This is a genomic window from Candidatus Krumholzibacteriia bacterium, from assembly GCA_035649275.1.
Taxonomy (GTDB): domain Bacteria; phylum Krumholzibacteriota; class Krumholzibacteriia.
Map to the genome: position 1 here is coordinate 44,565 of DASRJW010000150.1, position 25,133 is coordinate 69,697.

Sequence of the window (25,133 nt, forward strand, 5' to 3'; positions counted from 1 at the left end):
CCGAATGTCAACAGGGGCGAAAGGCACGCCCATGACGCAGCTCGCACTGTATGCCGTTGTCGCCATCGCCGGTGCTGCGGTGCTCGCCATCGAGATCCTGGGCACGCGACTTCTCGGGCCCTTCTACGGCGTCAGCCTCTTCCTGTGGTCGGCGCTCATCACCGTGACCCTGGCGGCTCTGGCCGCGGGCTACGCTCTGGGCGGGCGCTGGGCCGACCGGGGCCCGCGCCTGTCGCGTCTGGGAGTGCTTCTGGCCGTAGCTGGCGGTTGGATCCTCCTGGTGCCCTGGATCCGCCATCCCCTTCTCGGCGCCCTGGAGACTCTCGGTCTCCGCGCTGCCGTGCTCGCCGCCGCGCTTCTGCTCTTCGCGCCGCCGCTTGTCTGTCTCGGCATGGTGAGCCCCTACGCCGTGCGTCTCAAGGTGGCGCGTCTCGATGCCGTCGGGCGCACCGCCGGCGATCTCTATGCCCTCTCCACCCTGGCCAGCGTGCTCTCGGCGCTGGGCACGGGTTTTTACCTGATTCCCCTCGTGGGCGTGACGAGGCTCCTGTTGCTCGTGGGCTTCCTCCTCCTCGGCGGCGCCGCACTCGCCCTCGTCGCGGATCGACGCGCCCGCACCGGCATGGGCGCTGTCGTGGCGCTCGGAGTCCTCGGTGGCTTCTCCTGGCGCAGCGCCGTCGAGGGCGCGGCGCCGGAGAGCGGCCTGCGGGCGCTACTCGACACCCCGTACGCCGAGATCCGCGTCCTCGAGCAGAACGACATCCGTTACCTGCTCCTCGACGGCGGCGTACACACCGCCATGGAGGCGAACACCTGGTTGCCGGCACAGCGCTACGTGCCCGCCCTCGGCCTGGCGAAGCTCTTCTTCGCGCGCCCTGGCCGCTTGCTCCTGGTCGGCCTGGGTGGCGGCGCCGTGGTGAAGGACTATGCCGCCGATGCCTGGCGCATCGACGCCGTGGAGATCGATCCCGGGGTGATCGCGATGGCGCGCAAACATTTCGATCTGCGCACCGCCCAGTGCAACGTCATCTGCCAGGACGGCCGGCGCTTCCTGCGGGAGAGCGACGCGTCCTACGACCTCATCGTCCTCGACGCCTTCGGCAGCAGCTCCATCCCCTTTCATCTGGTGACGCAGGAGATGTTCGCTCTCGTGGCGGCGCGTCTCGCCCCGGAAGGGATCCTCGCCGTCAACGTGGAGACGCGCCGTTGGGACGACCCGCTGCTCGCCGCCATCGCGGCGACCATGGCCACCAGTTTCCCGGAAATCACCGCGCTCCCCACAGCGGAACCGCCGAACACGCTCGGGAACGTGATCCTCCTCGGGGCGCGCCGCCCGCTCGAGCTACCGGACGAAGCGGTCCCGCACCCCAAGGACTATCTCGACGATCCTGCCCTGCACTGGCAGGTCTTGCAAAAGAACCACGCCTGGGAAAACCGCTATCGCCCCGAGACCGCGGGCGTTCCGATCCTCACCGACGAGCGCAATCCGATCGAGCTGTGGGCCGAGTCAGTGAACCGCGTAGCGCGCCGATCGCTGCACGAGTTCTTCCGCCAGGGTGGCCCGAGCTGGTAGGGGTCGAGCTTCGGCCCTGGAAGCCTGAGCTGTGGGAGTCAGTGGGCGGCCCGTTTTGTGAGCTGTGGGCATTATTTTTAATGTTGCTGGCGGAGCGGACGGATCTCCCCGGACTCGAAGATCTCCACCGGGTAGCCCTCGAGCGTCTTGGGGATTCTCGCTTCCAGCTCGGGGGTGCGCTGGATCACCATGACCCTGATGCAGGGCTTGCCGTCCGCGGTCTCGCCGAGGAACGTCCCGACCACACCTTCGAGCTTCATGAGCGCCGGAGTGTGCGCCTCTTGCACTTGCTCGATGGGCCGCATGGGAAGCCTCCCTTCGGCGGCGACCGTGTCCGCTGGCGCTGCGACCTTGGGTGGCCCGGCCCGATCGCTCTCGCCACCGCAGCCGTAGAGCAGCACGACGAGAACCGTAGCAGCGGACCACCGGCATCCACTCGCTCGCCGTTCCCGCTCTCCGCCCAAGGGCCGACCTCCGAGGCCACGTGGCGGGTCAGCCACGTCGCTTCCTGGCCGCCTCTCGCACTAGACCACGAAAGCGAGCGGCGGGGAACGCGAAAGCGAAGCACCCGTCCACGGAAGCGTGGACGGGTGCCGTCGTCACCGGCGCGTGGCGCCGACCGGAAACACTCAGTTGCCCACCATCGTGGCACCGCCGCCGATCCAGGTGAGCACCTGCCCGATGGGGTTCGCCACCGCGATGGACGAGCTGCCGGCGAAGAGCAGTCCCACAGCGCGGGGGTCCGTGTTCACATCTTCCACCATGAGCGACCCCGAGTCGCCTCCAGCGAGGAAGCGACTGCCGCGGTTGCCGATGATGATCTGCCCGGAGTAGGTCTTGGTGAACGCAGCACCGCCGGCGCACTCGTTGTCGTAGGCGACGCTGACCGTGGCGTTCAAGCCGTCGACAGAGCTCCGCGACAGGCCCGTCGTGCGGCCGCTCTTCTTCACCTTCTGGCCGATGGAAGCCGCCACGGTCTGGGACGAGAGCGTGCCGATCTCGAGAATGGCGCCGTCCGTCCGCACCATGCCCGGGATGACCGCGGCGATGGCGGCGTCGACATTGCTTCCCGGCAGCGAGGCGCTGCCTGCGAGCGTCGCCACGTTTTGCGCGTTGGCCGCGACGCAGCCCACGTCGATGAGCCCCGGTTGGATGATCGGGTCACCGTTCGTGGCCACCCGGCCGTTGCCGCCGTTGACGATGTCCGAGCGGAAGACGTGATAGTTGCTCAAGATGTACTGCGTGCCACCCGTCTGGACGAGGGACCCCAGGGTGCCGCCGCAGCAGAAGCCGTTCGCCAGATCGAACCTCCAGCCGCCGGAGGTGCCGAGCTGGATGGGTGGCGTCTGTAGCGCCGTGTGGCTGACACCGCCGCCCGGGCCTTTGAACGCCACGATACGTCCGGTGACTTCCTGGACGACGGGGACGCCGTCCAGCTCCGCGGGCAAGCTCGAGGCGGCGACCTGTCTTTCCGTGTACACCTTGATCACCACGGCTCCGGCCGCGTCGAGACCCGTAGCCGTGCCGACGACATCGGGAAGTTGCATCAGCTGCTGCGTGTGGCGGTCTTGCACCGCCATGACCTCGAGCACGCGTTGCTGCAGCTTGCTCGGGAGAGCGTCGCTATCGCTGCCTTGGACGGACGGCGTCGCCGGCGCCGTGGGTTGGTCGGACACCTCACTGCAACCCACCCATACCAGACCGGCGATGGCGATGCAGGCGAGGAAACGGCCCAACCACGACCAGGACCGTGCTGCGGAACGATTGTGCATCACATCCTCCTGGCGAAACGGAGAAGGGAAGCGGAGAAGGGGTCGCATGAATTTCACCCCTCCGCCCCTCGAAGCGTCAAGCAGGAAGTGGTTGGACATCGTTCGTTTGCCGCGGTCCACGCTCTCACTCGCAGACTCCTCATGAGGGAAACCCCGATCTCCCGGGGCCCAAAACGCTCGTGAAGGTTTTCACCATGGGAACGATGCGATCCTCGGAACGAATCCGGAGGGCGGGCGCGAGCCTGGGGGCCCCGGCACCGGCGAGGGCGTGCCCGCCTAAACCCCCGTTGACTTCGGCTCCCCTTCTCGCTCTCCTAGGGCCTTGAAACTTCACGGCTTGGGGGACTCGAGGTTCCATGCAGGGTCGCGTCGCGGAAACGATGGTGCTCGGGGCTTTGTTGGGCCTGGCTGCCGGTCTCGGCATCTATACATTCGTCTACGCCAAGGGCGCCTCGTACCTGACCAACGACCCCGCCGCCTGCGCCAACTGCCACGTCATGCAGGAGTACTACGACGGTTGGCTCAAGTCGAGCCACCGCGCGGTGGCGGTGTGCAACGACTGCCACACGCCGCACGCCCTGCTCCCCAAGGTCGCCACCAAGGCTTCCAACGGCTACCATCACTCCTTCGCCTTCACCTCGCGGCGGTTCCCGGACGTGCTGCAGATCAAGCCCCACAACCTCGAGATCACCGAGCACGCCTGTCGCCGTTGCCATGGTGATGTGGTCGAAGCCATCGACGCGCCGGCAGCAGCGCACAGCGGCGAAGTCTCCTGCGTGCGCTGCCACGCTGGTGTAGGACACGCGCGTTGAAGGGATTGGAGTTGTCCCGCATGCAGCGACCCCGACTGCCGAGGTGGTACGCATGACCGCGAAGCCCCCGGCCCCGGAAGGAGCGCGCCACCCGCGGCGCGCCACTCTGTTCTTCACCGCTGGCGTCACCGCGCTCGTGAGCGCTGGGGTGATGGCGCTCCTGATCAGCATCGTGGAGCGCAAGCAGGAGGCACGCAATCCCTTCTATCGCGTCGTGGAGCTCGACGACGAGACCACGGACCCCCAGGTCTGGGGTCGCAACTTCCCCCTGCAGTACGACCTCTACCGGCGCACCGTGGATCAGCAGCGCACGCGCTTCGGCGGCAGCGAGGCGGTGCCGCGCACGCCGACGGCGGCCGACCCCCGCTCGGTGGTGGCGCAGTCGAAGCTCGAGCAGGATCCGCGGCTCGTCGCCATGTGGGCTGGCTATGCCTTCGCGCGCGATTTCCGCGAGGAGCGCGGCCACGCCTACATGCTGGTGGACCAGACCTACACCGAGCGCCAGATCGCCGCCAAGCAACCGGGCACCTGCCTGCACTGCCACGCCTCGGTGTACGTCCCGTACAAGAAGCTCGGGGATGGCGATCTCATCCGTGGCTTCGAGCGCATGAACCAGATGCCCTTCGCCGAGGCGCGGAAGCTCGTCGAGCACCCTGTGTCGTGCATCGACTGCCACGATCCCACCACGATGGCGCTGCGCGTCACCCGGCCCGGCTTCATCGAGGGCATCCGTGCCTTCCAGGCATCGAGGGGCGTGGCCGACTACGACGTCAACAAGATGGCGACACGGCAGGAGATGCGCGCTTTCGTCTGCGGCCAGTGCCACGTGGAGTACTACTTCAGAGGGCCGGAGAAGCGGCTGGTGTATCCGTGGTTCAAGGGCCTCCAAGCCGACAGCATCCTCTCCTATTACGACTCCGTCGGCTTCAAGGATTGGGTACACGCCGAAACCGGCGCCGAGGTCCTCAAGGCGCAGCATCCGGAGTTCGAGATGTGGAACCAGGGCATCCACGCCCGCTCCGGCGTGACCTGCGCCGACTGCCACATGCCGTACCTCCGGGTCGGGGGGCTCAAGATCAGCGACCACCACGTCCGGAGCCCGATCCTCAACATCAACCGCGCCTGCCAGCAGTGCCACAACTGGCCGGAAGCGGAGATCCGCGACCGCGTCGAGACCATCCAGGAACGCAACTTCGATTTGCGGAACCGGGCCATGAACGCCCTCGTGGCGCTCATCGGCGATCTTCGGGCGGCGCGGGACGCCGGACGCAGCGACGCCGAGCTGGAGGCGGCGCGTCGCCTGCAGCGGCGCGGGCAGTTCCTCCTCGACTTCGTCGAGGCGGAGAACTCGAGCGGCTTCCACGCCCCGCAGGAGGCGGCGCGCATTCTGGGTCAATCCATCGACCTTTGCCGTCAGGGGCAGATCGCGCTGCGGGATGCCGCGGCTGCTACGGATCGACCGGTCACGGGCTCGACCTCGAAGTGAGGCACGGAAGGAAGCCTGCCTTGCAACCGGCGTCGCGAGCTCCACGAAAGCGAAGGGCGCCGCGTTCGCGCCGCGGCGCCCAAGAGCGTTGATCCTGGTGTGTGGCTACCGGAGTTCCGGCGGCTACCGGAACAGGAGCTTCACGGCCCCCATGGTGGTGTTGGTGGGCTGGGTCTCGTCGCTCGTGATGGCCATCATGAGTCCCTTGACCAGCAGGCGGACGTAGGCCTGGTTGAACCAGCGGTCCGAAATCCCGGCCGTCTTCGACGGGCCGAAGGTCAGCTCCGCATGGTCCGTGGCGGTGACTCCGTTCACCGTGGCCGAGATGTCCACCAGCAGCACGCCGGAGCGGCCCGTGGGCACCACACCCGCCATCCACTCGTTTTTCACCTCGTGTCCGGAGAGTGTCACGGTGCGCGTCTCCGTCACCGAGCAGCCCGGAATCGAGGGCACGTTGGCCCGGAGCGTGACCACGCCCGTGGCCTTCTTCCCGACCAGGCTCTTCAGCGTGGCGGCGAACTTCACCTTTTGTCCCGTGGTGGCGCTGACGAAGTGGCCGGCGGTGTTCGTGCTCTGGTTCTTGATCTCCAGCTGCACTGCCACGTTCGCCGACGCCACCTTCGCACCCAGAGTGGCCGCGAGTGCCAGCGCCACGAAAACCGATGTCAGCATTGTCTTCATCGCAACCTTCCTTGGTCCCGTGGCATCACACTGCCGGCAGGTGCCGGGTGCACTACCGCGGAGAGGGCTCGTCTTCGGGGGCTTTCGGACCTGGGAACTGTCGCCGCCCCAGCCGTTCCTCGGCAGGTGATCGGCCACAGCGAGACCAGGGGCGCAGGAGGTCACGATGCGGGTTCCCAATTGACAATAAGCGTAACCATCGGATGGATGGAGCGTCAAGAAACCGGGGGTTCGGCGCGCTCGCGGCACCGTTTTCCGCGCTTTGTGGGCGTCTTCACCAAAATGTGGGGAGCGCGCCTTGGGCCAAACTCCCCAAGGGCGCTGGGTTCGTCACGTGACGCTCGGGTCCCGTGCTAGGCACTCGTGACGCTAGGCACTCGCTGCGGTGCCACCGCGCCGCCGGCGTCGCGCCGCCACCAAGGCCCGCAGCACCCGCGACGGGAGAGGTACCCCGAGACGCGCCTCGACGAGGAGCGAAGCATCGGCGAGACGTTCCAGGTCCACGCCGGTCTCGATGCCCATGCCGTGCAGCAGGTAGACCAGATCCTCCGTGGCGACGTTGCCCGTCGCTCCTGGCGCGTAGGGACAGCCGCCGAGACCGCCCGCCGAGGCATCGAAGACGTGCACCCCGTGGCGGAGCGCCTGCAGCACGTTGGCGGCCGCCATGCCGTAAGTGTCGTGGAAGTGGAGCGCGATGGTTCCCAGCGCGAAGGCCGGGAGCACGATGTCGAGCACCGTGTCCACCTGTGCTGGCACGGCGACGCCAATGGTGTCACCGAGCGAAACTTCCTGCACGCCCAGCGCGAAGAGGTCCCGCGTCACCTCGAGGACGCGCTCTGGCGGCACCGGGCCCTCGTAGGGGCAGCCGAAACATGTGGAGACGTAGCCGCGCACGCGCAACCCCGCCTCGCGCGCCCGGCGCACCACGGGCTGGAAGCGTTGCAGCGACTCGGCGATGCTGGCCTGAATGTTCTTGCGGTTGAACGTCTCGCTCGCGGCGGTGAAGACGGCGATCTCTTCCACCCCGCAGGCGAGCGCCGCGTCGAGACCGCGTTCGTTGGGGACGAGGGCGGGGTAGCGGACGCCGGGACGGCGCACGAGCTGCCGGTACACCTCGTCGCTGTCCGCCATCTGCGGCACGGCCCGAGGCTGCACGAAGGCTCCCGCCTCCACCACGGTGAGCCCGGCTGCCGCCAGCGCCTCGACGAACCGCGCTTTGAACGGCGCGTCCAGGGCGGTATCGATGTTCTGCAGGCCGTCCCGCGGCCCCACCTCGACCAGCGTTACGCGTCCAGGCAAACCGGTGCTCATACCTTCCTTTCTTCTAAACGTCTATCTTAGCAGTCTCTTCGCCGCCTCGACCGAAGCCCCCAGAACTCTAGCGCCGCGCAAAACCTTCGCGTTTCCTACAGGTTTCCCCTAAGGAGGTGAAACCGTTTCTCCGGCGCAAGAGCTGCCGCCACACAAGGCCTGGCCCACGCAGGCGCTTTCTGCACGGGCACCGCCGCGACGCTGCCGGCGCTGGCGAAAACCGGGTTTCGATCGCACCTAGGAGTGCGCTATGCTGTTGGCAGTCGGCGCGGGCGATCCTCCCGCGGATCCCTGCGCGGTGCAGATTCTCTCTTTCACCATTCTCTCCGCCGCTCGAGAAACAGCACGCGATTGGAGCCGAAGGCATGCGCCCGCTTCCTCGGATCGCCTTGAGCTTCCTCCTGGTTTCCAGTCTGACGAGCCCGACCCTGGCGGCGTTCGTCAATTTCGAGAGCCAGCACGTCCACCCGCTCGCTCTCGCTGCCGACGGCAACCGGCTGTTCGCCGTCAACACCCCCGACAACCGCCTGGCGGTGTTCGATCTCTCCGCTGGGGGCGCGACCCTGGCCTTCGAGGTCCCCGTGGGGCTCGAGCCCGTCGGTGTGGCAGTGCTGGACGCCACCCACGTTTGGGTGGCAAATCACGTTTCCGACTCGGTGAGCATCGTGGATCTCGCGGCCCGCAACGTGGTGGCCACGCTCAGCGTGGGCGACGAGCCCACGGACATCGTCTTCGCCGGCTCGCCGCGGCGTGCTTTCGTCTGCGTCTCGCAAGAGGACGCCATCAAGATCTACGATCCCGCCAACCTGGCGACGCCGCCGGTCGTCGTTCCCCTCTTCGGCAACGATCCGCGGGCGCTCGCGGTGAGCCCCGATGGCGGCACGGTCTACGCCGGCATCTTCGCCAGCGGCAACCAGACCACCGTCGCCGGCGAGGACGACGTGGTGGCCCACGGCGGCCTGCCGAGCCCGAACCCGCCGGGGCGGCCCAACGTCGGCCTGGTGTTGCGCTGGCTGAACGGCGCCTGGCGGGACGAGCTCAATAGGAGCTTCAGCGACACCCACCCGTACACCCTGCCCGACCACGATGTCGCCGTCCTCGACGCCAACGCCGCGGTGCCCGTGCCCACCTACATCGACCACTTGGGCACGATCCTCTTCGATCTCGGCGTGCACCCGGTGACCGGAGCGGTCTGGGTGACGAATACCGACGCCCTGAACCACATTCGCTTCGAGCCCAACCTGCGCGGCCGCTTCCTCCGCACCCGCGTCGCCATCGTCGACCCCGCGGCGCCGTCGAGCCCGACCCTCGTGGACCTGAACCCGCACATCAATTACGCCGTCACCCCGGGGCCGCAGTCGGAGATCGACCAGAGCCTGTCGCAGCCCGGCGCTCTCGTCTTCAGCGCCGATGGCGCCCTCGTCTACGTCGCCGCCTTGGGCTCCGCCAAGGTGGGCGTTCTCAACGCCACCGGTCAGGTCATGGCGCGCATCGACGTCAACGAAGGCCCGAGCGGCCTCGCCCTCGACGAGGTCCGCCACCGTCTCTACGTGCTGCATCGCTTCACCAACTCCCTCTCGGTGGTGAACACGGACACGCGCCAAGTGCTCTCCACCGTGGCGCTCTTCGATCCGAGCCCGTCGGTGATCAAAAACGGGCGCCGCTTCCTCTACGACGGCCGTCTCTCTTCCGGCCACGGCGATCTCGCCTGCGCTTCCTGCCATGCGGGTAGCGACATGGATCACCTCGCCTGGGATCTCGGCGACCCGAACGGCTCCTCGCAGCCCCCGCCGCAAAACCAGCTCGATCCGCTGCTCACCAACTTCCATCCCATGAAGGGTCCGATGACCACGCAGACGCTGCGCGGTTTGAACGGCACCGAGCCCTTGCACTGGCGGGGCGACCGGGCCGGCTTCGCCGATTTCAACGGCGCCTTCATCAGCCTCATGGGCAGGAACGCGCAGCTGTCCGCCGGCGACATGCAGTCGTTCACCAACTTCATCATGACCGTCCAGGACCCGCCGAACCCGAACCAGAACTTGGACCGCTCCTTCCCCAATCCCGCGGTGGGCCCGAGCCCCCAGCGCGGCCACGATCTCTTCGTGGGGGCTCCTCTCGACGGACCCTTCCGCTGTGCCGACTGCCACGCTCTGCCGACGGGAACGAACGGGCAGCTGGTGAACCGGTTCGCCCTGCAAGAATCGCAGGACATGAAGATCCCGCAGCTGCGCAACCTCTACGAGAAAACCGGTTTCACCGGCACGCCGGGGGAGAAGAAGCGCGGCTTCGGCTTCATCCACGATGGCTCGAGCCCGACGCTCTTCGACTTCCTGCAGTTCCCGGGCTTCAGCTTCGCCAACGACACCGCCCGGCGCGACATGGAAGCGTTCCTCCTCGCCTTCGACACCGGCATGGCGCCGTCGGTGGGCGCGCAGCGCAGCGTCGACGTGACCACGAAGAACAGCAGCGATTTCAACGCCTGGCTGCAGACGATGCTGGGACAGGTCGGGCTCGGGAACTGCGACGTCGTCGTGAAGGGGCTGCGCGGCGGCTTCCAGCGTGGTTGGTTCTACGAAGGCAACGGCTTCTTCCGCCCCGATCACAGCGCCGAGCACTCGCTCTCCACCCAGGACCTCCTGGCCCTCGTGGTGCCCGGCACGAGCTTCACCTTCACGGGTGTGCCGTCGGGCAGCGGCACGCGCATCGGCATCGATCGCGACGAGGACGGTTTCCCCGACCGCACGGAGATCGCCGCCGGTTCGGATCCCGCCAATGCCAGCTCGCAGCCCACGGTCACAGCGACGGGCCCGTCGCCCTCCGAGGGCTCGCAACAGCGCTTGAGCAGTTGGCCCAATCCGGCACCCGCCTCGGGCGCCACCATTTCCTTCGCTCTCGACGCCCGCGGCCCGGTGCAGGTGCGGGTGTTCGACGCCAGCGGCCGGCTGGTGACGACGCTTCTCGACGGCATGGCCGGTCCCGGGGAAATGCGCTTGCGCTGGGATGGCACCGATCGCCGCGGCAACACCGTGGCCTCAGGGGTGTACTTCTACCGCGTGGACGAGGTCGCCCGCCGGCGCTCGAATTCGCTGCTGCTCGTGCGCTGAGGCTCGAGCTCGGAGATGAAACTACTCCAGCTCGAAAGCAACGAACTGCAACAGGCCGTTGCGCTCCACCTGGAGCGCAACGGCTGCTAAGGGCTTCAAGGCCGCGAGCTTCTGCCGCAGCTCCTGCAGCGTGCGCACCGGCTGGCCATTGATCTGGTGGATCACGTCCCCCGGCAGGAGGCCGAGATCCAGGTAGGGCGCATCCGCAGCCCGGCTGACGACGACGACGCCTTGGGTCTGCCGCAACCCCTCCAGGTGCGCCGCCACTTCCGGCGTGATGTCGAGGCCCAGGATCCCGAGCTGCGTCACCACGTGGGTGTCGGGATGCACGAGCGGCAGGAGCTCGCCGGCGACATCGCGCCGCTCGACGATCCCCACCTGCACGCGCCGCGTCTCCCCGCCGCGCAAGTATTCGAGCGTCGCGCTCTGCCCGCTGCGCAGGCGGTAGAGGTTCACGTCGAACTGCCGCCCGTTCTCCATCGGCTTGCCTTCCACGCTCACGACCACGTCGCCCACCTTGAGCCCCGCCTTCTCCGCCGGGCTCCCGGGCAGCACGTCCCCCAGGATCACGCCCCAGTCCCGCTGCAGCCCCAGCGCCGCCGCCATGGTCGGGGTCAGCGTCTGCGCCTGCACGCCGATGCTGCCGCGGCGCACCGTGCCGGAAGCGCGCAGCTGCTCGAAGACGTTGCGCACGATGTTGCTCGGCGCGGCGAAACCGATGCCCTCGCTGCCACCGGAACGGGAGAGGATGAGGGTGTTGATGCCGATGACCCGGCCTTCCGCGTCCACCAGCGGACCGCCGCTGTTGCCCGGGTTGATCGGGGCGTCGGTCTGCAGGTAGATCATCGGATCCTCGTCGCGCAGCTGCCGCGCCACCGAGCTCACCACGCCGACGGTGACGGAATTCTGCAGCCCCAACGGGCTGCCGAAAGCGAAGACCAGCTGGCCGGCACGGACGCTGTCCGAATCGGCGAGCTCCAGGGCGAGCAAGTCCGTCCGCGGCACCTTCAACACCGCCAGGTCCGTTTCCGTGTCGATGCCGACAATTTGCGCCCCCAGCATCTCGCCCGCGGCGGAGAGGATCGAGCGCGGCGCCGCGGGCCCCTTGCTGGCGGTGGCGAGGCGCACCTGCACCCGCCGCGCTCCGCTGACCACATGGGCGTTGGTAACAATGTATCCATCCTTGCCCAGGATGACGCCGGAACCGGTGCTGCGCTGCAGCGAAAGCAGGTCGCCGGTGGCCTCGACGATGCCGCCGCGCCCGCTGTAGCCGCTCACGAACACCTGCACCACCGCCGGCCGCACCGCCTCCGCCAAGGTCTCGATGGAATGGCTGAAGCGGACGAGGTCGAGCCCGGTGGGCTCCCCGCGGGCGAGGCCCGCGCTGGCGGCGAGGCCGAGGAGCAGGACGAGTGCGCGGCGATGTTGCATAGACATGCAGACTTCCCCGGCGCCGCTGCTGGCGCCGCGCTGCGGTGGAAACGTCGTGTGCTGCCGCTGTCGCCACCGGCAGCAGAGACGGTGTCATCCGTCACCGTAACGCCGACCGTGAGACGCGGGCGCGCCTGGGGCGCGCCCTGAGGGAGGATGGACCGGAAGCGCAGCCACGGCAAGGCGCTGCCTTTTCGGGCCTTCTGCCCCGCCGGCGGCCGCCCTGGAGGCTCCCCCGGCCCGATTGATCAGGGGTTACCAGGAAATTCATTTTTCTGCTGGCGCTCCCCGCTGCTTCTGCTATCATCTCCGTGGGACTTTACCTTTCCAGTTCGTGAGCGCCGCGGCAGCCGCCGCGCGCATCGTCTCGCCCAAGACATGCGTAACTCAAGGGGTGCAGGGCTGCGGAAGGGACTTGCGTTGGGTTGCGGAGGGCGACTAGAGTGGCGCGTCGAAGTGGCCGCTCTCTGCGAGTGGACTCTTTTTTGCAACTCCTAGCGTTGTGAACCACAAGTGCTGCAGTGCTCGTGCGTACTCCGGTACATGGACACGCCCGCGCTGCGACAAACAGGGGTGATCGGCCATTCCGAAGCGACCTCGTCCAACCAAGCCACAGAGCAGAACGGCGCCCGTTCCCGCAGTGCAGGAAGCGCAAAGGCAGGAGAAACTCGCGGCCGCCATGGGAGCCGCCCTGGAGAAAGCGCTCGAACCGCTGCGCCGTGATCTGGCGGCGATGCATGCCACCTGGCGTCAAGTGGCGGAAGCCGTGGCCTCCGGTCGCACCGGCGTGGACGGCAGCCCTTCGCGCCGCACTCTGGCAGCCGTGGTCGAGGTGCCGCAGCGCCGGGAAGTCATGGCCCCGTCGAGCTCGCCAGACGAAACTTGCTTGGTACCGCAGTGCGCTGCACCGGTGCTGGCAAAACAGCTCTGCGAGACGCATTACCGCATCATGCGGCGCACCGTCGCCGCCGGCGGTGAATTCGATCCCGAGGCGCAGCGTCCGGCCCGCGCCCGCGCGGTGAGCAAGGTCTGCCACGAAGCGGGTTGCAGCGAAGCCCATTACGCCAAGGGCTTGTGTCGTCGCCACTACATGGCGGTGCGCTCACGCATCCGCGCCGCCGAACGCCACGGGCACCCGCTGGGCGAGGACGAGTTCGAGCCCAATATGGAGTTGGAGCCGGAGGAAACGCCGGATCTAGAGGAAGAGGAGAGCGGGCCCCCGATGCCGTTGCGCGGCAATGGCGGCACCGATCGCGGCCTCGCCATCCCGTTGTTCCAGGAATCCACACCACGGCCCTTCTCGCCGAAGGAAGCCCTGCCCACGGCGGAGATGGTGTCCCGCGTGGTGGCGCAGTATCGCGGCGGGCTCGACCGGGTCGCCGAAGTTCTCGGGCGCAACAAGCGCACCTTGATGGAGCTGCTCGACCAGCTCGATCTCATGCCCCACGTGACGCGCATACGCAAGGAAGAGCGCCAGCGCATCGAGACCGCAACCCTGCGCGAACGCCTCGATGACCTGCTCTTCCGCGAGAAGCTGCTCGAAGACCTCGGTTGTCTCAAGGAAGTGGATGATCGCGCTCGCTTCGAGGTGAAGATGCGCTGCGCCAGTCTGGCCAAGGACAGCGAGACCATCGAAGACGTGCTGTATCGGCTGGCCAGCGAGCTGCATCTCGACGACGGCGGCATGAAGCGCCTCGTCTGGCGCTACGATCTGCGCCGCTATTTGCGCGGTCTGAAGCTCAAGCCGGCTGCCCCACAGGCGCGCACCCGCGTCTGAACCGCGTCCGCCGCATTCCTCCCCCATGACGGAGCGAGCGGAGGTGTTCATGCAGCGGTCGCGTCGCCGCCCGGCCGCTCGCCTCGCCCGCATCGCGCTGGCGCTCTTCGCCGCTGCCGGTCTCGTCCTCGCTGCCGCGAGTGGTTGCGCTCTCCGCCACACCTGGGTCGCTCCGGGAGCCCTGTCGGTCACCCCCGCGCCGGTCGACTCCGTCGATTGCACCCTTCTTTTCGTCGGCGATGCGGGCAAGCCGGAGCTCGCGGCGCCCGAGCCGGTGCTCGAGGCGCTCTGCGCCGAGGCTTCCCGCGCTCCGGCGCGCACCCTCGTCGTCTTCCTCGGCGACAACGTCTACCCCGACGGTCTCCCCGCTGCAGGTGCCGCCGACCGCCCGCGGGCCGAAGCCGTGCTGCGCCGGCAGGCGGACGTCGTGCGCCGGAGCGGCGCCCGCGGTCTCTTCGTGCCGGGGAACCACGACTACCATCTGGATGGCCGCGAGGGTGTGCAGCGCCAGGCGGCGTACATCGCCTCCCTCGGCGTGCCCGGTCTCGAGTACCGGCCCGCGGGCGATTGCCCCGGGCCGGAAAGCTTCGACCTCGGCAGGCGCTTGCGCCTCGTCGTCTTCGACAGCACCTGGTGGATCCAGGACGAGTTCGCCACCCCGGCCGCTCCGGACTGCAAGAGCGGCACCGAGGCGAGCTTCGTCGCCGCCCTCGACAGCGTGCTCGCCGATGCGGGCGAGAGAACCGTGGTCGTCGCCACTCATTATCCGGTGGCCTCGCACGGCTGGCACGGCGGCTTCTTCACCTGGCAAGATCACCTCTTCCCGCTCACCCGTGCGGTGAGCTGGCTCTGGTTACCGCTGCCGGGCCTCGGCTCCCTCTATCCCCTCTATCGCCAGTCCGGCGGCGTGCGGCAGGACCTCTCGAACTCGCACTATCAGCACATGCTGGCGCAGCTGGAGCAGGCGTTCGTCAAGCGTCCGCCCCTCGCCTTCGCCGCCGGCCACGACCACAATCTGCAAGTGCTCACCGGCCAGCGCGGCGTGCGCTATGCCCTGGTGAGCGGTGCGGGCTCGATCGCCAGGCCCGACCCGGTGTCGTATGGCGACGACACGATCTGCGCCTCGCCGCACCCCGGCTTCATGCGCCTCGATCTGCTGCACGATGGCCGCGCCCGGCTCGAAGTGGTGGAGGTCGGCGAGGGCGGCAGCGTGTCGCGTCCCTGGTCGGGTTGGCTCGGCGCCCAGGCGCCGGCCAAGGTCCCCTGAGTCGCGAGGCCCGCGGGCGCTTCTGGCTCCCTCAAACCAAGCTCGGTTGCTCTGGCGCGCCGCCGCTTCTACACTGGGGGAGTCGCATTCGGGAGGCCGCGATGGCCGATCTCAGCATCCAGTTTGCCGGTGTCCGTGCACCCAATCCGTTCTGGCTCGCCTCCGGGCCGCCGACCAATTCCGGCGACCAGGTGAAGCGCGCCTTCGACCTCGGCTGGGGCGGCGCGGTGTGGAAGACGGTGGGCGAGCCCATCGTCAACGTCTGCTCGCGGTACTCCTCAGTCGACTATGGCAGCGAGCGCATCATGGGGTTCAACAACATCGAGCTCATCAGCGATCGCCCCATCGCCGACAACCTGCGCGAGATCGCCGAGGTGAAGCGCCAGTACCCGCGGCACGCCCTGGTGGTCTCCCTCATGGTCGAATCGACCCGCGAGGCCTGGCACGACATCGTCCGGCGCACCGAGGACGCCGGCGCCGACGCTCTGGAGCTCAACTTCGGCTGTCCCCATGGCATGAGCGAGCGCGGCATGGGCTCCGCCGTGGGACAGGTGCCGGAGTACACCTGCCGGATCGTGGAGTGGGTGAAGGAGGTGGCGCGGACTCCGGTGATCGTGAAGCTCACCCCCAACGTCGCCGATGTGCGCTATCCGGGCCGCGCCGCGGTGCAGGGCGGCGCCGACGCGCTCTCCCTCATCAACACCATCAACAGCATCACCAGCATCGACCTGGACGATTTCACCCCGCGCCCGAAAGTGCGCGGCCGCTCCAGCCACGGCGGCTACTGCGGCCCGGCGGTGAAACCCATCGCCCTCAACATGGTGGCGCAGATCGCCGGCGACCCGGCTTGCGCCGTGCCGATTTCCGGCATCGGCGGCATCTCCACCTGGCGCGACGCGGCGGAGTTCATCGCCCTCGGCTGCACCTCGGTGCAGGTGTGCACCTCGGTGATGCACTATGGCTTCCGCCTCGTGGAAGACATGGTCGACGGCCTCTCGCAGTGGATGGACGATCACGGCTTCGCCCGCATCGAGGACTTCCGCGGCCGCGCCATCCCCAGCGTGCGCGACTGGGGCGATCTCGATCTGCACTACAAGATCGTGGCGCGCATCGACCCGAAGACCTGCATCGGCTGCCAGCTCTGCTACGTCGCCTGCCAGGACACGGCGCACCAGTGCATCTACGTGGGCAACGGCGAGCAGCCCGCGGTGCCCGTGCCTTTCCAGGTGCGCGGTGAACCGGTGACGCATCTCGTCACCGGGCACGGGGTGCTGGGAGAGGCCGAGCGCGAGCGGCGGGTTCCCTGGGTGAAGGAAGACGACTGCGTCGGCTGCAACCTCTGCATGCTCGTCTGTCCGGTGCCGAACTGCATCACCATGGTCGAGTTGGACACCGGCCTGCCGCCCCAGACCTGGAACGAGCGCCAGGCGAGCCGCCCGTTGTGAGTGCACCGAAGCTGCAGCCGGAGATCGTGGACACCGACCGCCGCGACTGGCGTCCGTTCGCCGACGCACCGGGAGTGCACTACAAAGTGCTGCGGCATCATCCCGGCAGGCGCGGCATCACCTTGCTGCTGCAGTTCGACGCCGGCGCCGCCTACCCGGCGCACCGTCATCCCGAGGGCGAGGAGTACTTCGTCTTGCAAGGAACGGTGCAGGACGGCGGCCGCAGTTACGGCGCCCACACCTACGTCTATCACGCTCCCGGCTCGGCACATCGACCGGCGAGCGCCACCGGCTGCACGCTTCTCGTCACGCTGCCTGCCGCGATCGAGCGCCTCGAGGATTGAGGTTCTCGCCGCCAGTGGGTGGCGACGGCAGCGAGACCTACCGGACGTAACCGGCGCGCGCTGCTGCTTCGACGGCCGCGGTCACGGCAGCCTGCATCGTGGCCGGCAAGGGTTCGAGCGGCCGGCGCGGTTCGCCGCAGTCGAGGCCGCGCTGCCGCAAACCGCACTTCACCCCGGCGATGCCCCGGCCGCGCCAGGCGGTGACGAGAGCGGTCAGCACCGCTTGAGCCCGTTCCGCTTCCGAGCGCTGCCCGGCCCGCTGCGCCTCGTACACCGCCACCCCGGCTTCCGGGAGCACGTGCGCCACCGCCAGGATCCCGCCGCAGGCGCCAGCATCGAGGGCCGGAAGCAAGCCGCCGCCGTGCCCGGTGAAACCCAGCGTCTCGGCCCGTTGCAGCGTCGCTGCCAGGGGCCCACCTTCCACGGCGCTGTCCTTGAAGCCCCAGATGTTCGGATGCTGCAGCAAGCGGCCGAGGAGATCGGCGTCGAGGTCGAGCTCGGTCACCTGCGGCAGGTGATAGACGAAGAGCGGCAGCGGTGCGGTGGCGGCGATCTCGTGGTAGAAACCGACGAGCGCCTCCGGTCCGAGCTGCTTGCGATAGTAGAACGGCGTGAGCACGAGCGCCCCATCGGCGCCACTTTGCGCTGCCGCTTCGATGGCCCGCAGCGTGCTGCGCGCCGAAGGCCGGCCGCAGCCGGCCAGCACCGGAACGCGCCCAGCGACGCTCGCGACCACGGCGCGCAAGACCACGGCCGCCTCGTCCTCGCCGAGGTGCGGCGCCTCGCCGGTGGTCCCGAGCGCCAGAAAGCCGCGGATCCCCCGCGCCAGCAACCAATGCACCAAGGTGTCGAGACGCTCCAGATCGGGAGCATCGTCACGAAACGGCGTCACCAGAGGCACCCAGATGCCGCTGCAGCTTTCCCGTGCCAAGCCCATCGCACCCTCCTCGACGACCGCAATTCCCGCCGCAGCGGCGTCGTGTAGACTGCAGGATGAACGCAAGCGGCCCTACCGTGCAACCGGCACGAGCGCCCAGGGAGACGCCGTGACCACGAATGTGTCGCCGCGACGGCTCGTCCGTGCCGAGGCGGTCCTCGCCGCGCGCCGGCGCCGACTCACGCTGGTCCTGGAGGACGCCCTCGACCGCCACAACGTGAGCGCCGTGCTGCGCACCTGCGAAGCCTTCGGCATCCAGGACGTACACCTGGTCGGGGGCGATGTGGCGAGCGGAGAGATCAACCCGGCGGTCGCGAGCGGCGCCGAACGCTGGTTGACGCTGCAACGACACGACAGCGCCGCGTGCGCCATCGTGGCGCTCCGTGCCCAGGGCTATCGCCTCTACGTCAGCCACCTGAGCCCCGAGTCGCTGCCGCTCGCCGCCCTGCCGCGCGACGAACGCGCCGCCTACGTCTTCGGCAACGAGCAATCCGGCGTCTCCCAGGAATGGCTCGACGTCGCCGACGCCCGCTTCGTCATCCCGACCTCGGGATTCACCGGGAGCCTGAATCTGTCGGTGGCCGCGGCGCTCGTCGTCTACGATCGGCTCCTCCTGCACCGCACCGTCGCCGAGGCACCCGGCGACCTCGACGCCGCCGAGAAGGCGGAGCTGCGCGCCGCTTGGTACGACACGCTCGCCCACGGGAGTGCCGTGCTCGAGCGCGCCCATCGCTCCCGCCTGGACGATCCACCGGCGCCATCTCCCGTCTTCCCCGTAGATCGCCACAAGACCTGAGAGCCCCGACACCAGCACGAAAGTACCCATGTTCCGTCGAGAACTCCGCGACACGCTGCACCTCGCCATCCCGGTGGTGCTGACCCAAGTCGGCAGCGTCGCCATGGGCATCGTGGACACCATCATGGTGGGGAGGCTGGGGCCCGAACCTCTCTCCGCCGTCGCTCTCGGCAACGCCCTCACCTTCACCATCCTCATCGTCTGCCTGGGCACGCTCTCCGCCCTGGACCCGCTGGTGGCGCAAGCCTATGGCGCCGGGCGCTTCACCGAGTGTGGCCGCGTCATGCACCATGGCGCCTTCCTCGCCGTGGTCCTGGCGCTGCCGGCGCTCCTCCTCATCGCCTGCGCCCGGCCCATGCTCCGGCTTCTCGGCCAGAGTCCGGAGCTGGTGGACGCCGCGAGCCACTACGCCTACGCCATCGCTCCGGGAGTCCTCCCCTTCCTCCTCTTCACCGTGCTGCGCCAGTTCATGCAAGGTCTCTCCCGCGCCCGGCCGGCGCTCTTCGTCATGATCTTCGCCAACCTGCTCAACGTCTTCGGCAACTGGGTGCTCGTCTACGGCAACCTCGGCGCGCCCGCCCTGGGAGCCACCGGCTCCGCTTGGTCCACCACCATCGCGCGCTCGGCGATGTTCCTCTTGCTCGCCGGTTGGGTCTTCAGCCGCCGGCATCTCAGGCCTTACCTCACCCACCTGCCGCCGTGGCCGCCGGACCGGAAGCTCTTGCTGCGTCTCGCCCGCCTCGGTCTGCCGGCCGGTGGTCAGTTCGGTCTCGAGGTGGGAGTCTTCGCCTGCACGGCGATGTTCATGGGCTGGTTCGGCACGCTCCAGCTGGCGGGACACCAAATCGCCATCAATCTCTGCAGCACCACTTTCATGGTGCCACTCGGATGCTCCGCCACCGCCGCCGTCCGCGTCGGCCAGGCGCTCGGTCGGCACGATGTGGCGGGAGCGCGGCGCGCCGCTCTGGCTGCCGGCACCCTCGGCGTCGGTTTCATGGCGGTCGCGGCGCTCTGCTTCGCGCTCTTCCCGGAGTTCTTCGTCCGCATCTACACCGACGACGCCGAACTGGTGGGGATGGGGGTGTCGCTCCTCCTCGTCGGTGCGGCCTTCCAACTTTCCGACGGCACCCAGGTCATCGCCATCGGCTCGCTCCGCGGCGCCGCGGACACGCGCTTTCCCATGCTCGTGTCGGCCGTCGCCTACTGGCTCGTGGCCCTGCCGCTCGGCTGGGCCCTCGCCTTCCCGCTCGGCTGGGGGCCGCGCGGCCTGTGGTGGGGACTGACGCTGGGATTGACGCTGGTGGGGGTGACGCTGGCGCTGCGCTTTCACCACCGCGTGCGCGAGCACCGCTTGCAAGCGATGCAAGCACTCGACGCCTGACACGCCGGAATCTCAGGACGGGAAGCGCGGGCCGCCGCGGACGAGATGCAAGCGGCCACGTTCGGGCAGCGCGACATCGAGATGGGACTGCACGCTGCCATCGGGCCAGAGGATGCGCACCGCGTCGGCCTCTCGCGCCGTGCCGATGCCGAGCCAGCCCACGGGGCCGCGCAGGACCACCGACGCCGCCTGCGTCCCGGCGTACAGCTCCACCCGGACACCGAAGCAGGCCGAGGGACGGGAGACACCCTCGAGTTCGATCTCGAGGCCGCGGCCCACGTTCCCGCCCACGTTCCACAGGAAGACCAAGGTGCTGTCGGCAGTCGTGCCGACGAGATCGAGATCCCCATCGCCGTCGAAGTCGGCGCTGCAGAGCGGCGCTGGCCCCAAGGCTCCGTGCTCTTCCCCGGAACGGACGGTGACGTCCGAGAGCAGGGCATCGCCTTCGTTATGCCACAGCGCCAGCTGCGTCTCACCCGGCACTTCGAGGAGCGGCTCCATGCGGCGCAGGTGGGGCGCGGTGTCCTCGCCGCCTGCGGGCGTGGCGCTCGCCACCGCCAGCACCGGTGGCGCCGCCGGGAAGTGCTGCGTCACCACGTCCACCAGACCGTCGTTGTCGAGATCGGCGACGTGAATGGCCGCCACCGGCACACCCCGCTCGGGATCGGTGGTCCACGCCGCGAGCACCTCGCGGTAGGCCGCCGCACGCTCGAAGTGTCCGGCGCCTTCGTTGCGCCACAGCCACAATCCCTCGTCGTCACCGAGAAGGATGTCGTCGTCTCCGTCGGCATCCATGTCGGCGCAAGCCGCAGCGCGGGCGCGCTGACCCCACAACCCAGTGAGCATGGTGATCTCCGCGAAGGCACCGGTGGCTCGCGCCCCCAGCACGCGCACCCGTCCCCACGCATCCAGGCAGAGCAGATCCATGGCCGCATCGCCGTCCAGATCCGCCGCCAGCGCAGTCCGGGCCGGGCCGAGGTCGCCCCAGCCGGGAAGGGCCTCGGGAGCAGCGAAGTCCCCATTGCCGTTGTTGCGCAACAAGAGCAGCCCGACTTGCTCGCTCACCGCCAGCACCACATCCAGATCGCCATCGTGGTCCGCATCCAAAGGCTCTAGGTGCGACACGCCGGTGAACTCGCCGAGCGGGCTGCAACGTGGCCGCGGGCCACCGTGCACGATCCAGAGCCGCGCCGGCGTGGTGTGCAGTGAATCGGTGACGGCGCCCGTCAGGGTGACGAGGTCCATGGCGGCGTCGGCATCGAAGGGACCCGTGGCGACCAGCGAGGCGGGCGCCTCGAGAAAGTCCACGGGCAGCCAGGGCACGTCGGCTTCGGCGCGGGCCGAGTCCGCGCGCAAGTAGGCTCCGGAACCGCCGAGCACCACGTCCTCGAGACCGTTGTGATCGAGATCCACCGCCACCGCCATCGTGGCCGGGATCTGCACCCGCTTCGCCTCGAAGCGCGGTGGTGTGCGCGTGAAGTGCGGCGCATGCCGGAACTGTGGCAAGACCAGCTGTCCGAGGCCGTAGACCTGCGCCGCCGCACCACCCCGTCCCGGATCGAGACGCTCGGCCTCGCGGCGCGACCGCACCGCTGCCGTGTCCCCCTGGGCTTCCAGCACCTGGGCGAACAAGCGCTGCACCGCGGCGTTGTGTGCCTCGACACCGGCGGCGCGGTCCGCCAAGGTGCGCGCTTCGTGGAGCGCTGCGGCGCTCTGCCGCGGCGAGGTCTTTGCCGTTTCGAGACGCAGCGACGCCAGATACACCAAGGCACGCACGTCCGCCGGATCCAGCTCCAGCGCCGCCGACCAGGAGCGGGCGGCGTCATCGAGCTCGTGCCGAGACCGCTGCACCAATCCCAGGTTGACCAACGCCTCCGGCCGGCGCTCCGCCTCCACCACGCGTTGCAGCAGTCGTTGCGCCGCCTTCGCCTCTCCAGATTCGAAGAGGGCGCGAGCGCGGACTACGGTGCAGTAGCGGGACTCCGGGTCGTCCGGAGCGCGGGAGCAACCGGCGACAACGATGAGTAACGTCTGGAGACAGAGGTGCACGCGACGGCAGCCCAACGCCCAACCTCCCGACCCACGGGTCACGTCGCAACGGCGCGGGCAAGATGCCTGCCAGCCCGCGGCGCGAAGCGGGGGCATTCTCCCATAGAAGGGGCCCTGCGTCGCGCCCCAAGCGAAGCCTCCGTGCACCCGAGCGGGCGCAGTTTCTCCATCGTTCCTTGCGGCCGATTTCTGGACCCGTGGCATCCCCGATGCTAAGATGGGGTAGATGGCTCTCGCATGGTGCGGTCGCACTGCCCGCCGCACCGGGACGATCCCGCCCGTCCTGGCCCCGAGGTGACAAGATGAAGCGGACTTGGACGTTCGCCGCGGCCGCCGCCGTGCTGCTCGCCGGGGTGTTCGCATGGGCGCAGAGACCGATCCCGGTCTCGCCGCCGCTCGCTTCCCCGCTCGCGGCGGGCGCCTCGAGCGGATCCTCCTGCAAAGCCACCGTTCCCCTCGCCCTGCAGATCCAACCGGCAGGCACAGGGCGCTGGAGCCTCGAGCTCCAGTCCCTGGATCGAGAGCACGAGGCCGTGGTGTGGATGTGGTCGGCGAGCGAGGCCGAGCGCCGCGAGGTCTGGCGCGGCACGCTCCGGCCGGGTCCAGCGCACTTCGCGGAGGTCGCCTTCGCCCCCGGCTCGCCGCAGGTGACCGTGTGGGCCGCCCTCGAAGTTGCCGGCGCCGCCGGCGCAAACATGCGGAGCCTCGCCAGCTTCGCCCCCGCCGGGCGCAACCTGCAGAGCCTGTCAGCCGAGACCGGCCAGCTGCTCGAGGATCCCGCCACGGGCGAGCATCTCCTGCAGTTTCAAGGCACGCCGTCCGCGACCGCGCCGGGAGAACGCCGATGAGGCGCATTGCTGCGGCCGCGCTGCTTTCCCTCACTGTCGCCCTGCCGGCGCAGGCGAACTACCAGGTGCGCGGCACCTTCCAGTACAAGGATCGGGAGTTCAATCTCTCGGGCTTCACGGGCAGCGAACCGAACCGGCCCATCCGTTTCGCCGATGTCGAAGTCGTCGACGCCAACACGCAGCAGCTGCTCGCCAGCGGCGCCACCGACGGCACCGGCACCTTCACCCTCCAGGTGGTCGACAATGTGACCCGCAACCTGACGGTGCGGGTGCGGACGTCATCGGCACACACCAGCGATCTCTTCATCACCGTGCGCCAGACGGGCACGAGCGCCATCTTCGCGGTCGCCACCACCTACAACAATCATGGCTCGACGCAGAACATCGATTTCACCGCCAACCCGATCGTGGCGGACCAGGGAGCGGGCGGCGACCCCTTCAACGTCTATGACTGCGCCCTCGACGGCATGGACTTCGTCGCCGCCTTGAACGGCGGGCGACCCAACGCTTCCCAGTCCCTCACCCTCTACTGGAACCAAGGCAGCGGCATCGGCACGTTCTACGATGCCGGCAACCGCGCCATCTATCTCTACGGGAAGAGCACCGACTCCGACGGCTACGACGATTCGGTGATCTTGCACGAGTTCGGCCATTACGTCGAATTCGTCCTCGCCGCCAGCGACAATCCTGCCGACTCGCACGGCCCCAACGATTGCCTGGTGCTGCAGCTCTCCTGGTCCGAGGGCTATGCCACCTTCCTGCAGAACCTGGTGCGCGATTGGAAGGGCTACAGCCGCCCCGATCTCTACGTCGACACCTCGGGCCAGCCGGGCCCCGGGGGCGTGCTCCTGAGCTACACGGTGGAGACCCCGGCCTACGGCATCCCGGGGTGTGGCAACGAGATCACGGTGAACGCGACGCTATGGGACACCTATGACGTCACCACCACAGCCGACGCCACACCGAGTACCGACGATGATCCCATGCGCGTCGCCGGCGTGCGCGAGAGCTTCTGGGACGTGCTGATCAACTACCTGCCGCAACCCACGGTGAGCACGATCAGCATCGAGGACTACTGGGACGGCTGGTTCCTCCGCGGCCACGACTCCGAGACCGAGATGCGCCAGGTCTTCGCCGCGCGCGGCATGGAGTTCTACGACGATACCTTCGAGCAGGACGACTCCCTGGTGCAGGCCCGGAACGGCGGTATCCAGAGCGGCACCACGCATCACACCATCTATCCCGCCGGGGATTCGGACTGGACGCGGTTCGACGCCGTTCTCGGCGGCATGTACGTCTTCGAAACCCGGAACCTGCCCTGCGGCACCGATACCGAGATGCGGCTGTGGGCTTCGAACGGCACCACCCTGCTCGCCCAGAACGACGACCAGTCACCCACCGATCTTTCCTCCCGCATCGCCTGGACGGCCTCGCTGAGCGGGCCGGTGTACCTGCAGGTGCGCCGCCGTCCCCCCCCTCCTACGGATCCCGACACCTATGGCTCGTACGATCTTCGCGTCAACATCACCGTGGCCGTCGAGGTGAGCGACATCCAGATCAGCGCCAGCCCGGCGGGCGTGCGCCTCGCCTGGCGGGCGGCCGCGGATGCGACCTTTTCCCACTTCGACGTCGAGCGCGCCGACCAGCGCAATGGTCCCTGGGCGCGCCGCAACGACGCGCCGCTCGTGAGCGGTGCGGGCGAGCCACAACTCTTCGAGTTCGTCGATGCCCAGGTAGAGCCGGAGCAGCACTACTTCTATCGCCTCGTCGGCGTGGAGTCCGACGGCCAGCGCACCTTCTATGGTCCCTGGGAGATCGTCGCCGCGGCGCCGTTGCGGCTCGTTCTCTATCCGCCGCAACCCAACCCCTTCAACCCGCGCACCCAGCTCCGCTTCGACTTGGCTACCAGCGGCCCGGTGACGCTCCGCATCCACGACCTGCGCGGTCGCGTCGTGCGCACGCTGGTGCGTGGTGAAACCCTCCCCGCCGGCACGCGCGTCTTGCACTGGGACGGTCGTGACGACGCCGGTCGCGATGCCGCTTCCGGCATCTACTGGGTACGTCTCGACTGCGCCCAAGGGCGCGAGACGCAGCGCGCCGTCCTGCTGCGTTGAGCGCG

Annotated in this window: 19 protein-coding genes; 12 read left to right on the forward strand and 7 right to left on the reverse strand. The window is 68.6% G+C overall.

Going from position 1 to position 25,133, the window contains the following annotated elements:
* Positions 1-31: 31 nt before the first annotated feature.
* Positions 32-1,573, forward strand: coding sequence for a fused MFS/spermidine synthase (locus tag VFE28_16920; protein HZM17680.1), 1,542 nt, complete (start codon positions 32-34; stop codon positions 1,571-1,573).
* 77 nt (positions 1,574-1,650) lie between these two features.
* Here VFE28_16920 and VFE28_16925 read toward each other — a convergent pair whose 3' ends face one another.
* Both VFE28_16925 and VFE28_16930 read right to left on the reverse strand, forming a co-directional pair.
* Positions 1,651-1,878 (reverse strand): hypothetical protein, encoded by a 228-nt coding sequence (locus tag VFE28_16925; GenBank protein ID HZM17681.1) that lies wholly within the window; start codon positions 1,876-1,878, stop codon positions 1,651-1,653.
* A 324-nt stretch (positions 1,879-2,202) separates the two neighbouring features.
* Positions 2,203-3,345, reverse strand: coding sequence for a hypothetical protein (locus VFE28_16930; protein ID HZM17682.1), 1,143 nt, complete (start codon positions 3,343-3,345; stop codon positions 2,203-2,205).
* Between the two features lie 356 nt (positions 3,346-3,701).
* Here VFE28_16930 and nrfH point away from each other — a divergent pair, with 356 nt between their 5' ends.
* Together nrfH and VFE28_16940 are read left to right on the forward strand one after the other, a co-directional pair.
* Complete coding sequence (gene nrfH / locus VFE28_16935) at positions 3,702-4,157, forward strand: cytochrome c nitrite reductase small subunit (protein ID HZM17683.1); 456 nt, start codon at positions 3,702-3,704, stop codon at positions 4,155-4,157.
* Between the two features lie 52 nt (positions 4,158-4,209).
* Positions 4,210-5,643 (forward strand): ammonia-forming cytochrome c nitrite reductase subunit c552, encoded by a 1,434-nt coding sequence (locus VFE28_16940; protein HZM17684.1) that lies wholly within the window; start codon positions 4,210-4,212, stop codon positions 5,641-5,643.
* Between the two features lie 123 nt (positions 5,644-5,766).
* Here the strand turns inward: VFE28_16940 and VFE28_16945 are convergent, their stop codons facing one another.
* Both VFE28_16945 and VFE28_16950 read right to left on the reverse strand, forming a co-directional pair.
* Positions 5,767-6,324 carry a hypothetical protein gene (locus VFE28_16945; GenBank protein ID HZM17685.1) on the reverse strand — a complete coding sequence of 186 codons (558 nt, stop codon included), beginning with the start codon at positions 6,322-6,324 and terminating at the stop codon, positions 5,767-5,769.
* Between the two features lie 369 nt (positions 6,325-6,693).
* Complete coding sequence (locus VFE28_16950; protein HZM17686.1) at positions 6,694-7,635, reverse strand: hydroxymethylglutaryl-CoA lyase; 942 nt, start codon at positions 7,633-7,635, stop codon at positions 6,694-6,696.
* 365 nt (positions 7,636-8,000) lie between these two features.
* Here VFE28_16950 and VFE28_16955 point away from each other — a divergent pair, with 365 nt between their 5' ends.
* Complete coding sequence (locus tag VFE28_16955) at positions 8,001-10,739, forward strand: FlgD immunoglobulin-like domain containing protein (protein HZM17687.1); 2,739 nt, start codon at positions 8,001-8,003, stop codon at positions 10,737-10,739.
* Positions 10,740-10,760: 21 nt separating this feature from the next.
* On the opposite strand, the gene VFE28_16960 is transcribed toward VFE28_16955, so the two are convergent.
* The gene (locus VFE28_16960; protein HZM17688.1) at positions 10,761-12,176 is read right to left on the reverse strand and encodes a trypsin-like peptidase domain-containing protein; all 1,416 of its coding nucleotides are present in this window, start codon (positions 12,174-12,176) and stop codon (positions 10,761-10,763) included.
* A 673-nt stretch (positions 12,177-12,849) separates the two neighbouring features.
* Here VFE28_16960 and VFE28_16965 point away from each other — a divergent pair.
* The 4 genes from VFE28_16965 to VFE28_16980 all read left to right on the forward strand — a co-directional run bounded on the left by VFE28_16965 (position 12,850) and on the right by VFE28_16980 (position 17,003).
* Positions 12,850-13,947 (forward strand): hypothetical protein, encoded by a 1,098-nt coding sequence (locus VFE28_16965; GenBank protein HZM17689.1) that lies wholly within the window; start codon positions 12,850-12,852, stop codon positions 13,945-13,947.
* 49 nt (positions 13,948-13,996) lie between these two features.
* Positions 13,997-15,214 (forward strand): metallophosphoesterase, encoded by a 1,218-nt coding sequence (locus tag VFE28_16970; GenBank protein HZM17690.1) that lies wholly within the window; start codon positions 13,997-13,999, stop codon positions 15,212-15,214.
* A 101-nt stretch (positions 15,215-15,315) separates the two neighbouring features.
* Positions 15,316-16,659 carry an NAD-dependent dihydropyrimidine dehydrogenase subunit PreA gene (gene preA, locus VFE28_16975; protein HZM17691.1) on the forward strand — a complete coding sequence of 448 codons (1,344 nt, stop codon included), beginning with the start codon at positions 15,316-15,318 and terminating at the stop codon, positions 16,657-16,659.
* Positions 16,656-17,003, forward strand: coding sequence for a cupin domain-containing protein (locus VFE28_16980; protein ID HZM17692.1), 348 nt, complete (start codon positions 16,656-16,658; stop codon positions 17,001-17,003). Before preA ends, VFE28_16980 begins: the two co-directional genes overlap by 4 nt.
* A gap of 37 nt (positions 17,004-17,040) precedes the next feature.
* Here the strand turns inward: VFE28_16980 and VFE28_16985 are convergent, their stop codons facing one another.
* The gene (locus VFE28_16985; protein ID HZM17693.1) at positions 17,041-17,940 is read right to left on the reverse strand and encodes a dihydrodipicolinate synthase family protein; all 900 of its coding nucleotides are present in this window, start codon (positions 17,938-17,940) and stop codon (positions 17,041-17,043) included.
* Positions 17,941-18,049: 109 nt separating this feature from the next.
* On the opposite strand from VFE28_16985, the gene VFE28_16990 reads away from it, so the two are divergent.
* Positions 18,050-18,736, forward strand: a complete 687-nt coding sequence (locus tag VFE28_16990) for an RNA methyltransferase (GenBank protein HZM17694.1) — start codon at positions 18,050-18,052, stop codon at positions 18,734-18,736.
* Between the two features lie 28 nt (positions 18,737-18,764).
* The gene (locus VFE28_16995; protein HZM17695.1) at positions 18,765-20,117 is read left to right on the forward strand and encodes an MATE family efflux transporter; all 1,353 of its coding nucleotides are present in this window, start codon (positions 18,765-18,767) and stop codon (positions 20,115-20,117) included.
* A 12-nt stretch (positions 20,118-20,129) separates the two neighbouring features.
* On the opposite strand, the gene VFE28_17000 is transcribed toward VFE28_16995, so the two are convergent.
* The gene (locus tag VFE28_17000; protein ID HZM17696.1) at positions 20,130-22,181 is read right to left on the reverse strand and encodes an FG-GAP-like repeat-containing protein; all 2,052 of its coding nucleotides are present in this window, start codon (positions 22,179-22,181) and stop codon (positions 20,130-20,132) included.
* A gap of 287 nt (positions 22,182-22,468) precedes the next feature.
* On the opposite strand from VFE28_17000, the gene VFE28_17005 reads away from it, so the two are divergent.
* Both VFE28_17005 and VFE28_17010 read left to right on the forward strand, forming a co-directional pair.
* Entirely contained in the window at positions 22,469-23,014 is a 546-nt protein-coding gene (locus VFE28_17005; protein ID HZM17697.1) for a hypothetical protein, read from the forward strand.
* Entirely contained in the window at positions 23,011-25,128 is a 2,118-nt protein-coding gene (locus tag VFE28_17010) for a FlgD immunoglobulin-like domain containing protein (GenBank protein ID HZM17698.1), read from the forward strand. Before VFE28_17005 ends, VFE28_17010 begins: the two co-directional genes overlap by 4 nt.
* Positions 25,129-25,133: the final 5 nt, after the last annotated feature.

Coding starts and splice junctions, on each gene's coding strand:
- VFE28_17010 (HZM17698.1), top strand. CDS start 23,011: ATGAGGCGCATTGCTGCGGCCGCGCTGCTTTCCCTCACTGTCGCCCTG.
- VFE28_16960 (HZM17688.1), bottom strand. CDS start 12,176: ATGTCTATGCAACATCGCCGCGCACTCGTCCTGCTCCTCGGCCTCGCC.
- VFE28_16920 (HZM17680.1), top strand. CDS start 32: ATGACGCAGCTCGCACTGTATGCCGTTGTCGCCATCGCCGGTGCTGCG.
- VFE28_16985 (HZM17693.1), bottom strand. CDS start 17,940: ATGGGCTTGGCACGGGAAAGCTGCAGCGGCATCTGGGTGCCTCTGGTG.
- VFE28_16945 (HZM17685.1), bottom strand. CDS start 6,324: ATGAAGACAATGCTGACATCGGTTTTCGTGGCGCTGGCACTCGCGGCC.
- VFE28_16940 (HZM17684.1), top strand. CDS start 4,210: ATGACCGCGAAGCCCCCGGCCCCGGAAGGAGCGCGCCACCCGCGGCGC.
- VFE28_16995 (HZM17695.1), top strand. CDS start 18,765: ATGTTCCGTCGAGAACTCCGCGACACGCTGCACCTCGCCATCCCGGTG.
- VFE28_16925 (HZM17681.1), bottom strand. CDS start 1,878: ATGCGGCCCATCGAGCAAGTGCAAGAGGCGCACACTCCGGCGCTCATG.
- nrfH (HZM17683.1), top strand. CDS start 3,702: ATGCAGGGTCGCGTCGCGGAAACGATGGTGCTCGGGGCTTTGTTGGGC.
- VFE28_16930 (HZM17682.1), bottom strand. CDS start 3,345: ATGCACAATCGTTCCGCAGCACGGTCCTGGTCGTGGTTGGGCCGTTTC.
- VFE28_16955 (HZM17687.1), top strand. CDS start 8,001: ATGCGCCCGCTTCCTCGGATCGCCTTGAGCTTCCTCCTGGTTTCCAGT.
- VFE28_16950 (HZM17686.1), bottom strand. CDS start 7,635: ATGAGCACCGGTTTGCCTGGACGCGTAACGCTGGTCGAGGTGGGGCCG.
- preA (HZM17691.1), top strand. CDS start 15,316: ATGGCCGATCTCAGCATCCAGTTTGCCGGTGTCCGTGCACCCAATCCG.
- VFE28_17005 (HZM17697.1), top strand. CDS start 22,469: ATGAAGCGGACTTGGACGTTCGCCGCGGCCGCCGCCGTGCTGCTCGCC.
- VFE28_16965 (HZM17689.1), top strand. CDS start 12,850: ATGGGAGCCGCCCTGGAGAAAGCGCTCGAACCGCTGCGCCGTGATCTG.
- VFE28_16970 (HZM17690.1), top strand. CDS start 13,997: ATGCAGCGGTCGCGTCGCCGCCCGGCCGCTCGCCTCGCCCGCATCGCG.